At 60.9% G+C, this 12,266-nt stretch carries 8 protein-coding genes and 1 tRNA gene; 7 read left to right on the plus strand and 2 right to left on the minus strand.

The window, feature by feature from the left end; all coding sequences use genetic code 11:
• Positions 1-93: 93 nt before the first annotated feature.
• The gene (locus M5J06_RS00925; protein ID WP_250223729.1) at positions 94-1,164 is read right to left on the minus strand and encodes a lipoate--protein ligase family protein; all 1,071 of its coding nucleotides are present in this window, start codon (positions 1,162-1,164) and stop codon (positions 94-96) included.
• A gap of 469 nt (positions 1,165-1,633) precedes the next feature.
• Here M5J06_RS00925 and M5J06_RS00930 point away from each other — a divergent pair, with 469 nt between their 5' ends.
• From M5J06_RS00930 to nrfD, 4 genes are all read left to right on the plus strand, one after another.
• A complete protein-coding gene (locus M5J06_RS00930) occupies positions 1,634-2,500 on the plus strand; it encodes a PRC and DUF2382 domain-containing protein (protein ID WP_250223730.1) in 867 nt (288 codons plus the stop codon).
• Positions 2,501-2,626: 126 nt separating this feature from the next.
• Entirely contained in the window at positions 2,627-5,899 is a 3,273-nt protein-coding gene (gene fdnG / locus M5J06_RS00935; protein ID WP_250223731.1) for a formate dehydrogenase-N subunit alpha, read from the plus strand.
• Positions 5,900-5,908: 9 nt separating this feature from the next.
• Positions 5,909-6,952, plus strand: coding sequence for a 4Fe-4S dicluster domain-containing protein (locus M5J06_RS00940; protein WP_250223732.1), 1,044 nt, complete (start codon positions 5,909-5,911; stop codon positions 6,950-6,952).
• Positions 6,949-8,043: an NrfD/PsrC family molybdoenzyme membrane anchor subunit gene (gene nrfD, locus M5J06_RS00945; protein ID WP_250223733.1), complete on the plus strand. Its 1,095-nt coding sequence runs from the start codon at positions 6,949-6,951 to the stop codon at positions 8,041-8,043. The genes M5J06_RS00940 and nrfD overlap by 4 nt, the downstream gene beginning before the upstream one ends.
• On the opposite strand, the gene selD is transcribed toward nrfD, so the two are convergent.
• On the minus strand, positions 8,033-9,010 hold the full coding sequence (gene selD / locus M5J06_RS00950; protein WP_250223734.1) for a selenide, water dikinase SelD: 978 nt from the start codon (positions 9,008-9,010) through the stop codon (positions 8,033-8,035). The genes nrfD and selD overlap by 11 nt on opposite strands.
• Before the next feature lie 35 nt (positions 9,011-9,045).
• On the opposite strand from selD, the gene M5J06_RS00955 reads away from it, so the two are divergent.
• The 3 genes from M5J06_RS00955 (at position 9,046) to selB (ending at position 12,239) form a co-directional block, all read left to right on the plus strand.
• Positions 9,046-9,140 (plus strand) — tRNA-Sec (locus M5J06_RS00955).
• A 24-nt stretch (positions 9,141-9,164) separates the two neighbouring features.
• The gene (selA, locus tag M5J06_RS00960) at positions 9,165-10,448 is read left to right on the plus strand and encodes an L-seryl-tRNA(Sec) selenium transferase (RefSeq protein WP_250223735.1); all 1,284 of its coding nucleotides are present in this window, start codon (positions 9,165-9,167) and stop codon (positions 10,446-10,448) included.
• Entirely contained in the window at positions 10,449-12,239 is a 1,791-nt protein-coding gene (gene selB / locus M5J06_RS00965) for a selenocysteine-specific translation elongation factor (protein WP_250223736.1), read from the plus strand.
• Positions 12,240-12,266 lie beyond the last annotated feature (27 nt).

Raw genomic sequence — 12,266 nt, forward strand, 5'->3', positions numbered from 1 at the left:
GTATAGAAATGGACCATTTAGTTCGGCACTCTCGTACCGATCGGTTCACTTGAACTTATAACACCGTACGCTGCCCAGAAATTCCCCCGCAAATTATGGGATACGCTTGGTCCATTCATCGTTGAGGAATTTGGTGTCGACGAGGCGGCGGGCGGCGGCGAGGGAGTCGTCGGAAAGTACGGCGTCGATGGCGCCATAGCGGGTGGCGAATTCGCGTGCCATGGTCTCGATGATCTCCTTGCGGGGTACGCCGGTCTGGCGGCGGAGCGGATCGACGCGCTTCTTTGCGCTGGCAAGGCCCTTCGACGAGACCTTGACCTTGCCGATGCGCAAGACCTCCATCATCTTGTCCGCATCGATGTCATAGCTCATCGTGGTGTGATGTAGTACCGCGCCCTTACGGCGCTTCTGGGCGGCGCCGCCAATCTTGCCGCCGTCCGAGGTGATGTCATTAATTGGCACGTACCATGCATTGACGCCAAGCTTGTTCAGCGCCGCGAGCACCCACTGGTCCAGGTATTCGTAGCTGGCCTCGTAGGAATAGCCGGCCACGAGCGATTCCGGGGCGTACAGGGAATAGGTCACGCAGTTGCCACCCTCCATGAACATCGCGCCACCGCCGGAGATTCGGCGCACCGGAACAATGCCGTGCTTGTCGACGCCCTCCTGATCCAGCTCATTGGCATAGGACTGGTAGGAACCGAATACGACGGCACGGTCTTCCCATTCCCAAAATCGGAGCGTGGGCCCGCGCTTGCCTTCAGCGACTTCGTTGAGGAGCACTTCATCAAGCGCGACGTTTACTGGGGTGGGCAGAACCCCTGGGCGCAGGATCTCCCAGTGGTGGTCGGTGAAGTCGGTGCCACCAGACAGCGCGCGCTTAACGGTGACGGCAAGGTGGTGGGTGTCAAAGCCGTGGAGAGCTACGGGTGAATCGATTCGTGCAAGGGCTGCATCGAGGTGGGATTGAATTTCCTCCGTCGAGGTGGCGGTAGTGATGCCAATTAGTGCTGGGGCTAGTGCCTCGTAGGCTTCTTCGGGTTCGAGGAAGAAATCGCCGGAGACCTTGGCTGCGATTACGGTGCCGTGGGCGTCAATATCAAGATCTACGACGAGTAATTTGCCGCCCGGGACCTTGAGTTCGAAGTGTTTCGTCTGGTTCATGATGTTCAGGGTACTCAATGGTAGAGATGTGATGATTGGGAATATAGACCAATTAAGGAATGTGCCGAACGGGGTGGGGGTAGTTAGCGTTTATTGGTTGTCCCTGTGGGCAACGTAAAGAGTCGTGTAGAGGATTGTTGTTGGGGGCTGCGTTGTGGGTGCGGGTTGATGTCTTTGTGTTTCGGTCTGGGTGTGGGGTAGGGGGTGGGGCGCCGGCTGGTAGGCCTTTGAGGTGCATAAATGGTCTCGTAACCCAATTGTTATAGATGGTGTGACCTGCGAGTAAGCGTTATTTCAGCGATGAAACGTGCTACTCCAGTAGCGCATTGTCGCTTGATCCGTATGGTGGGTGTCAGTGCAAACGAAAAAGCAAATCTGCTTCCAATTCCCTTGGCTTATGGGGGTAGTGGCGCGAGCTATGGTTTGCCATCCCGATATAGACCAAAATATAGAAAGGTTTAGAGAACTAATGGGTAAGAACATCAAGGATCTGTTTAATGCAACTGCATATGACAAGACCGGCGACAAGCTGGGTTCTGTCAAGGAGGTCTTCGTCGACGAGCAGTCCGGTCAGCCGACTTTCGTCGAGGTCAACCACGGCCTGTTCGGCATGAACTCCAGCTTGGTTCCGCTCCGCGGTCATGATTTCACCGGTGATGAGCTCAAGCTGGCCTTCTCTAAGGACCGTATCGAGAACGCACCGGAGTTTGACTCTGATAAGCCTCTGACTCCTGAGGCGCAGGCGGACATCTTCAAGCACTACGACCTCGAGAACGCACAGGATGTCACCACCTACCGCGACGAGCGTGATGAGCGCGCTGGTGATGCTGGTGCTGGTGCTGGTGTAGCTGGCGCTGGCGTGGCCGGAGCCGGCGCACATGCTAAGGAGGAGACCGCTGCTACCGACCGTGTTGACACTGACCGCGCTACTGCTACCGGTAACGGCGTCTCCAACAACGAAGGTGAAGTTATCCGCTCCGAGGAGCGCCTAGACGTCAACAAGGAGCGCGTGGCCACTGGTGAGGCTCGCCTGCGCAAGTACGTCGTGACCGATACTGAGACTGTTGAGGTTCCGGTCGAGCGCGAAGAGGTTCGCGTCGAGCGCACCCCGATTTCCGAGGCTGACGCGGCAAACTACACTGGCACCATTGGCGATAACGGAGCAGAAGAAGCCTCCGTCACCCTGCATGAAGAGCGTGTGAACGTAGAGAAGAAGACTGTCCCGGTGGAGAAGGTTAACCTCTCCAAGGAAACCATCAAGGACACCGAGACCCACACCGAGGATCTGCGCAAGGAGCAGATCGATACCGACGGCATTACCGAGACCCGCAAGTAATCCCGTTAAAGAGCTAAAGGCTGGAGCTGCAAAGCTCCAGCCTTTTCGCGTCTTAGTTCTTCTTTCAATGCTGTGGTGTCTCGACCAGGGTGGAAAACGCGATGGCGAGGAAGTAGATTTGAGGGCATGTCTCGTTTTAGTCCGCTGAACTGGCCAGTCGTGCGCCAGATCCGCAACAAGGATGCCTTCGGTCGCGACGTGTCTACGCAGTCGGCTAAGAGCGAAGACCTGCGCGGACGCACCGTAGACGCGGACCGCGTGGTGCAATCGGTGTGCCCCTATTGCGCGGTGGGCTGTTCCCAGCGCGTCTATGTCAAGGATGACAAGGTCATCCAAATCGAGGGAGATCCGGACTCCCCAATTTCCCGCGGGCGTCTGTGTCCTAAGGGCTCGGCTTCTGAGCAGCTCATTAACTCCTCGACTCGCATCACCACGATCAAGTACCGAGCACCCTATGCCACCGAATGGCAGGAGCTCGATGAAGAGACTGCGATGAACATGATCGCGGACCGCTTCGTGGAATCGCGCGCAAGGCACTGGGAGGACGTCGATAAGCAGGGGCGTCCCCTTAACCGCACGATGGGTATCGCTGGATTGGGCGGTGCGACGCTGGATAATGAGGAGAACTACCTCATTAAGAAGCTGTTTACCGCCACCGGAGCCATTCAGGTGGAAAACCAGGCGCGCATATGACACTCCGCCACCGTTCCTAGTCTAGGAACTTCGTTTGGCCGCGGCGGCGCAACCCAACCGCTGCAGGATATGGCGAATGCGGACTGCATTGTCATTGAGGGTTCTAACATGGCGGAATGCCACCCAGTGGGTTTCCAGTGGGTCGTTGAAGCCAAGAAGCGCGGCGCGCGCATTATTCACGTTGATCCGCGTTATACGCGTACGTCTGCCTTTGCGAACCGCCACATCGGTATTCGCGGTGGCACGGACGTGGTACTGCTCGGCGCGGTTATCAAGTACGTGCTGGATAATGACCTGTATTTCCACGATTATGTGGTGAATTACACGAACGCGGCGTCGATTATTTCGCCGGATTTCCAGGACACCGAGGATTTGGAGGGCTTGTTCTCCGGATATGACGCGGAAAAGGGCAAGTATGTCACGGACTCGTGGCAATATGTCCAAAAGCCCGAGGGCTCGTCGTGGAACGTGGAAAAGGACATGACGCTGGAGGATCCGAACACGGTCTTTCAGATTCTCAAGCGCCACTACTCGCGCTATACCCCGGAGATGGTGGAGGAGACGTGCGGCATTTCGCCGGAGGACTTCTACTACTTGGCGGATTCCATTGCGCAGAACTCTAACCCGGAGCGCACGACGTGCTTCGCCTACGCTTTGGGCTTTACCCAGCACACTCTGGGTGCACAGTTCATCCGCACCGCGGCAATCCTGCAGCTGCTTATGGGTAACGTGGGCCGCCCCGGTTCCGGCATCATGGCGCTACGCGGGCATGCCTCGATTCAGGGTTCGACGGATATCCCGACCCTGTTCAACTCGCTTCCGGGCTACCTGCCCATGCCGCATGTGGACCAGGAAACCTGGTCGGATTACCTGGATTCTTTCCGCGCGGCGGACCAGAAGGGCTTCTGGCAATTGGGCGAGAACTACGCGGTCTCGCTCATGAAGTCCTACTGGGGCGATGCCGCTACTAAGGAGAACGACTGGGGCTTTAACCTCATGCCGCGTCTCTCTGGTGCGCACTCGACCTATGAGACCTTGCTGGCCATGCTGCGCCATGAGGTAGAGGGCTACTTTGTCTTCGGCCAGAACCCGGCGGTGGCGCAGTCCAACGGTGGTATGCAGCGCCGCGGTCTCGCTTCCCTGAAGTGGCTGGTGGTACGCGACTTCCAAGAGATTGAGACTGCAAGCTTCTGGAAGGATTCGCCGGAGATTAAGAACGGCGAGCTGAAGACTGAGGACATTGCTACTGAGGTCTTCCTCATGCCGGCAGCTACCCACGTGGAGAAGTCCGGAACCTTTACCCAGACCCAGCGCATGGTCCAGTGGCGTTTCCAAGCGGTTCCGCCACCCGGGCAAGCGCGCAGCGAGGCGTGGTTCTTCTACCAGCTGGGCAAGAAGATTAGGGAGCGCCTCGCGGATTCAACTGATCCGCGCGACCTGCCAATCAAGTCCGTAACTTGGGACTACACCGAAGATGAGCACGGCGATCCGAGCTCGGATGAGATTTTGCGGGAGATCAACGGTTACTATCTCGACGGCCCGAAGAAGGGGCAGCTCTTGCCTGCCTTTACAGAAATGCGTACCGATGGCTCCACCTCCGGCGGTTGCTGGATCTACACCGGTGTGTACAAAGACGGCATTAACCATGCCGCGAAGAAGGTTCCGGGTTCGGAGCAAAATGAGGTTGCTCTCGACTGGGGCTGGGTCTGGCCGGCCAATCGCCGCATCCTGTACAACCGTGCTTCCGCAAAGCCGGATGGAACTCCGTGGTCGGAGCGCAAGAAGTACATCTGGTGGGACGAAGAACAAGGAAAGTGGGTTGGCGATGACGTGCCCGACTTCCCGTTGACGAAGCGCCCGGACTACGTGGCGCCTGTCGACGCCATTGGCCCCGATGCCCTCGATGGCGACGATCCGTTTATCATGCAGGCCGACGGCCTGGGCTGGCTGTTCGCGCCGAAGGGATTGTCTGACGGCCCGCTGCCGACTCACTACGAGCCGCAGGAGTCACCGGTACACAATGCGCTGTACAAACAGCAGCAGTCGCCGACGCGCCTGACAATTAAGCGCGAAGACAACCTCTCCCGGCCGGAGCCGGGGGAGCGTGGCGCCGAGGTCTTCCCGTTCGTCTTCTCCACCTATCGCCTGACGGAGATGTACACCTCGGGTGCGATGTCGCGCCGCCTGCCATTCTTGGCGGAGCTGCAGCCGGGACTCTTCTGCGAGGTGGACAAGGAGCTGGCCGCCAAGCGCGGATTGGTCAACGGTGAGTGGGCCACCATTGTGTCCCCACGCGGTGTCATCGAGGCACAGGTTCTGGTAACGGACCGCATGGAGATGCTCACTATCAATGGTGAGGACTTCCACCAGATCGGCCTGCCGTATCACTACGGAGAATCGGAGACCACCGAGGTAGCCGGCGATGGCGCCAACGACCTGCTGGGACTGACTCTGGAACCAAACGTGTTCATCCAGAATTCCAAGGTGGGTGCGTGCGATATCCAGCCGGGCCGCCGACCGCGTGGCGAGGCACGTCTTCAGCTCTTGCGTGAGTACCAAGAACGAGCGCACCTCACCGTGGACTCCGGCAACCGAATCCTGGATGTTGCCGATGCCTTTAGCACTGAGCAAGCAGCTACCGAGGACAACACGGGTGATGATGCAACTGCTGGAAATGTCGCCGACTATGAAGGCAAAGAAAGCTAAGGAGGACTAATGGCTAATCTTTTGACCGAAAAGGCTGATAAGCACGGCTATGAGTCCTATCAGCGCATGGCTTTCTTTACGGATACCTCGATTTGCATTGGCTGTAAGGCCTGCGAGGTGGCGTGTAAGGAGTGGAACCGCAACCCGGTTGAGGGGTACGCGGTCACCGGTGACTCTTATGACAACACTGGTTCGCTGGGCGCCAATACTTGGCGCCATGTGGCCTTCATTGAGCAAAGCAACGAGCGTATTCAACAGGCTCGCGAGGAGGGACGGAAACTTGTTTCGTTAGGCATGCCCAAAGCTTCCGCCCCAAGCGTGACCCCGGATACCGATGATTTCCGGTGGTTGATGTCCTCCGACGTGTGCAAACATTGCACCAACGCTGGATGCTTGGACGTGTGCCCGACAGGCGCGCTGTTTCGTTCCGAATTCGGCACCGTCGTGGTCCAGGATGATGTGTGCAATGGTTGCGGGACATGCGTGGCCGGTTGTCCGTTCGGCGTGATTGAGCGCCGCGATGACGGCGGCGTGACGCTGAAGGCGGATAAAACGGCCACCGTGGACTACCAGGTTCCGGACCACGCGGGCGTAAACGTGTTGGCAAAGCTGAAGCAACTCAAGCCGCAGGGCCCCGACCATACACCGGGACAGACCATGCCCATTAAGAATCTGGGCGTGGCCCAGAAGTGCACCATGTGCTATGACCGCCTGAAAATTGGTGAGCAGCCGGCCTGCGCCAAGACCTGCCCGACGGACTCCATCCAATTCGGCCCCTACGAGGAGATGCTTGCCGCAGCGCGGGAGCGCGTGCGCGTCCTCCACGAGCAAGGCCTGACCGAAGCCCGCCTCTACGGAGCAAACTCGCAAGACGGTGTTGGGGGAACGGGATCAATCTTCTTGTTACTCGACTCACCAGAGGTTTACGGGCTGCCGCCGGATCCGCGCGTGCCCACGGCGGATTTGCCGCAGATGTACAAGACGGCCGTGAAAGCCATCGGCGGCATGGCGCTGGCTGTGGCAGGAGCATTCATGATGGGAGGCCGGAAATGAGCGAGTTTGATGAGTACCGTCCTCCACAGGAGCCGAGTCGGCGTCGTGGTGGCGGAAAAAAGCGTCGGCGTGGCCGCGTCGGCGCCGGTGCACAGGATGGTTCTAAAGAAGAACGCATGGCGGAGGACTTTGAGTTCACCTCCTATTACGGCAAGCCTGTGGTCAAAGCCCCGCCGTGGGAGTGGCCCATCGGCGGATACCTGTTCTTAGGTGGTCTTTCCGGAGGCTCGGCATTGCTCGCCGCCGGTGCGCAGGCAACGGGGAATGCGGAGTTGCGCCGCTCCACTCGGTTGACGGCATTCTCCGCAGCTTCGGTGGGATCCGTCTTTCTCATCCTTGACTTGGGGCGCCCAGAGCGGTTGCTCAACATGTTCCGCGTGTTCAAGGTGACGTCGCCGATGTCCATCGGTTCGTGGATTCTCGGCAGCTTTGCCTCCGCTGCGTCGCTTCCTGCAATCGTCGAAGCCGATGCATTGGTCGGCGGTGTGCTGCCAAAGCCGGTTCGTCGGCTTCTCGACAAGGCGGCTGGCCCAGCAGGTGCTGTTGCCGGTGTTCTTGGAGGGCCGCTAGCGGGCTATACGGCGGTGCTGCTGGCTAATACCTCTAACCCGACGTGGAACGATGCGAAGAAGCACTTGCCCTATGTCTTTGTTTCCTCGGCGTCGGCAGCCGCGGCGGGTGCCGCCATGGCCTTTACCCCGGTTAGCAGCGCGGGGCCTTCCCGCGCGCTGGGCATCACGGCCGCTGTTAGTGACCTAGCCGCGACCCGCATCATGGAAGACCACATGGAGCCTGAGCCTAAGCGGCCCCTCCATTCGGGCATCCCCGGAAAACTCATGAAGGCTTCTGAGTGGCTCATCGCCTCCGGCGGAGTGGGAGCTGCCGTGGCGGCAGCAACCAAGTCCCGCGCCGTGTCGGTGGTATCCGGCGTGGCGCTCATGGCGGGATCCGCGTGCACGCGCTTTGGCGTGCTCAACGCTGGGCTGGAGGCGGTGAAGGATCCGTCGACAAGCATTGGCCCCCAAAAGCGGCGCGCTGAAGCCCGCCGCAAGGCAGAGGGCCTCAGCCATTCGACGGTGACTAGCGGATAGAAATCCGTGCATCGCCCGGCACGGTCCGGCCAATGACCGGGTAGCCGGGAACCTCGCCGATGACGAGGAGTCCACCGGATGTTTGGGCGTCGGCGAGGAAAATCAAGTCTTCCTCGCTCAAATCCGTGTCGAGGTGGGGGCGCACCCAATCCAGATTGCGGCGCGAGCCACCCGGGATGAAGCCATCCGCCAAGGCATCTTTGGCACCTTCAATGGCAGGAACAGCTGAGAAGTCCAGCTCTGCGCCTATATCGGAGGCGCGGCACATCTTGTAGAGATGGCCCAGAAGACCAAAGCCGGTGACATCGGTTGCCGCACGTACCCCGGCTGCTACGGCGGCGGCAGCCGCATCGCGGTTAAGTGTGGTCATGGAGTCCACCGCAGCCTGGGAAACCTCACCAGTGGCCTTGTGCTTGTTATTGAGGATGCCCACACCGATCGGTTTGGTCAGCGTGATGGGCAGGCCCGCCTCGGCGGCGTCGTTGCGCATAATCTTGTCGGGGTGGACGATGCCCGTGGCAGCCAAGCCATACGTGGGCTCCGGGGCAGTGATGGAGTGTCCACCAGTAATGGATATCCCCGCCTCGCTGGCCACATCCATGCCACCGCGCAGGACCTCGCGCAAAATGTCGAGGCCGAGCTTCTCACGCGGCCAGCCCACGAGGTTGATGGCGGTGATGGGAGTGCCGCCCATGGCGTAGACGTCGGAAAGCGCATTGGCAGCCGCCACCCGGCCCCAGTCGTAGGGATCATTGAGCATCGGCGTGAAGAAATCCGCGGTAGAGATGACCGCCAGGCCGTTGGGGATGCGCACGGCGGAGGCATCGTCGCCGTCGTCAAGCCCGACCAGCACGTTGGGGTCCGCGGTGCCCACGAGGCCCTCCACAGCAGACTCGAGTTCTCCCGGGGGAATCTTGCAGGCGCAACCGCCACCGGCGGCAAAGGACGTAAGTTTAATGTCAGTCATAAGTCCTACTTTAGCCCCGTGTAAGGTGAGCAGACGGAGGCGTACGTGTCCTGGTGGGCGCCCCGGTCTTCAAAACCGGTGAGGCCGAGCATCTCGGTCTGGCAGGTTCGATTCCTGTCCGTCTCCGCCATGTGCGCAGCTAGGAGGAACTTTGATGACTGACCCCCGCCGCTTTATCCCGAAGATGGATGAGATCCTCCAGTACCCGGCGGTGCAGGATGCCCACCACCGCCTGGCGCCGCACTCGGTGCGCGCGATCATCGACGCCGTGCTTGCCGACGCCCGCTCCGGCTCCCTCGCCCCCTCCCAGATTGAGGAGGAGCTGTCCGCCAGGCTCGATGCTGTGCAGCCATATTCCTTGCGCCACGTTATCAACGCTACGGGCGTCATCATCCACACGAACTTGGGCAGGGCTCCTTTACCGCCGGCAGCGGTAGATGCGCTAGTGTCCGCGGCATCGTATACGGACGTTGAGATGGATCTGGACAGCGGCCTGCGCTCACGCGATAGGGGCCGCGCGGCCGTTGATGCGGTATTGGCTGCATGCCCCGACGCGGAGGATGCGCTGATAGTGAACAACGGTGCCTCCGCGCTGCTGTTGGCTACGGCGGCCTTGGCCCCTGGCAAGGAAGTCATCATCTCCCGCGGTGAGCTCATCGAGATTGGCGCGGGATTCCGCTTGCCCGAGCTCATCGAGTCCACGGCCACCCGCTTGCGCGAGGTCGGCGCTACGAACCGCACTCACCTGGCGGACTATGAGCGGGCGATGGGGGAGGACACGGGAGCCATCTTGAAGGTGCATCCCTCCAACTTCCTGATCAGTGGGTTCACTTCTTCGGTATCGGTTGCTGAGCTTCGTGCGCTCACCGACTTGCCGCTCATCGTGGATATCGGTTCGGGGTTGCTTAGACCAGATGACGCGCTGCCGGCAGAACCCTCCGCCAGCGAGGCTCTTCGCGATGGCGCCGACGTTGTCCTCTTTTCAGGGGATAAGCTGCTCGGCGGCCCGCAGGCCGGGGTGCTCGTGGGCACGAAGAACGCGATTGCTGCGTGCAAGAAGCACCCGTTGGCGCGGGCGGTGCGCATCGATAAGCTGCGGCTCAACGCGCTCGAGGCCTCTCTGTCCACGCCCTCCAACGCCGTGCAGGACGCGCTCCACATTGATCCGCAGCGCCACCGCGAGCGCACCGAGAAGGTGGCAGCGGCAGTTGGCGGTGAGGTCGTCGAACACGCCGGACGCGTCGGCGGTGGCGGAGCCCCAGAGGTACCGCTGCCGGGCTGGGCTGTGGCGCTGCCAGAAGAGCTTGTGCGTCCACTGCGGTTGGGTGAGCCTCCTGTGGTAGCGCGCGTGAATCAGGGGCGCTGCCTGGTGGATGTGCGCTGCGTGCCGGAGGCACAGGATGCCGAGCTCATCGCGGCATTGCGGGCGGTGATCTAGGTGTATGTAGTGGCCACTGCGGGGCACGTGGATCACGGCAAGTCGAGCCTGGTCAAGGCGCTGACGGGGATGGAACCGGACCGCTGGGAGGAAGAAAAGCGGCGCGGCCTGACCATTGACTTGGGCTTTGTGTGGACGAGGCTGGGCTCCGGCGCGGACGTCGCATTTGTCGATGTGCCGGGGCACGAGAAGTTCTTGGGCAACATGCTGGCCGGGGTGGGGCCGGCATCGGTGGTTCTCTTTGTGGTGGCGGCCGATGAAGGCTGGCAGGCGCAGTCCACCGATCATCGTGACGCGTTGCGTGCCCTGGGAATCGAGCACGGCGTGGTGGCGCTGACTCGTGCTGATAGGGCTGATACTGCCCGCCGGGCAGAGGTAGCCGCGCAGGTCAAAGCAGAACTGGCTGGAACAGCGCTTGCCGACGCCCCCATTGTCTACGTTTCCGCAAAGACCGGCGAAGGCGTGGAGAAGCTGCGTGCCGAATTGGATAGCGTGCTTGCTGCTATGCCCGCGCCGGATCCGCAGGCGCGCGTGCGATTGTGGGTGGATCGCGCCTTCAGCGTGAAGGGCGCTGGAACCGTGGTGACGGGAACGTTGGCGGCCGGGACGGTTTCGGTTGGCGATGACCTTGAGCTCAGTGGGCAACGCGCCACGGTGCGTGGGGTGCACAGTGAGAACAGGGCAGTGGACAGCGCTGCACCCGTCACGCGCGTAGCGCTCAACCTGCGCGGGGTGGCCGCGGACCAGGTTCATCGCGGAGATGCTTTGCTTAGCCCTGGGTGCTGGCGTGTGCTCGACACCGTGGATGTGCGGCGAACGTTCGGTACTAACATGAGCGAGCTTCCACAGAACCTCGTGGTGCACATCGGCACCGCGGGAGTGGGAGCGCGGCTGCGGCCTTTAGGAGGTGAGTTCGCGCGGTTGACTCTGGAAAGCCCGCTACCGCTTACTTTGCTCGATAGGTTTGTGGTGCGCAGTCCGGGCGGGCGGCACGTCGTGGCCGGTTTTGAGGTGGTGGATGTACACCCAGCTGAATTGAATAGGCGCGGCGATGCCAAGAAGCGCGCTGTTGAGCTAGAAACTTTAGAAGCAACGAACCCGGCCCAATGGCTCAAGCGCTGTGGCTACGCGGAGCTGCATGGTCTTGTGCGCGATGGCTTTTCGGTGACAGAGAAGCCAGCGGGAGTCATTGAGTTCCGCGACTGGTGGATCGCCGCCAGCCAGGTCACTGCGTGGAAAAGGTCTTTGATTCAGACTGTGGAAGCCCACGCCAAGGCGAATCCGCTCTCTCCGGGGCTGACGAAGGCAGCGGCCATGGATGCACTGGGACTGACCGAGCCGGCCTTGTTAGGCCTAGCGGTAGCAGCTGCCAAGCTCGAGACAGTTGATGGCGTGCTGCGCATGCCCGGGCAGACAGTCGACCTTGGCCCCGCGGAGAGGGGAGTGGCGGAGCTCGAGCGGCGACTGCGCGAGGACCCCTTTGCTGCCCCGGAAGCGGAAGACCTCAAAGAGCTGGGCTTGGGCCCGAAAGAGCTGGCCGCTGCCGAACGCGCTGGGCGCCTGCTCCGGCTGGCTAACGGTGTGGTGCTTCTGCCTTCAGCTCCGCGCGAGGCACTCGCCGTGGTCTCACAGTTGGAACAGCCCTTCACCCTCTCGGAGGCGCGCAAGGCACTTGGAACGACGCGCCGGGTTGCCATCCCGGTGCTGGAGCACCTCGACGCTACGGGTGCGACGCGCCTAGTCGACGGAAAGCGATTCGTGCGCGCGGCAGGGGCAAAGGAACCAAAGTAAAGGCACCATTTGGGGCCGGTTTTCGGG

The sequence above is a fragment of the Corynebacterium intestinale genome, from assembly GCF_023574125.1.
Taxonomy (GTDB): Bacteria; Actinomycetota; Actinomycetes; order Mycobacteriales; family Mycobacteriaceae; genus Corynebacterium; species Corynebacterium hesseae.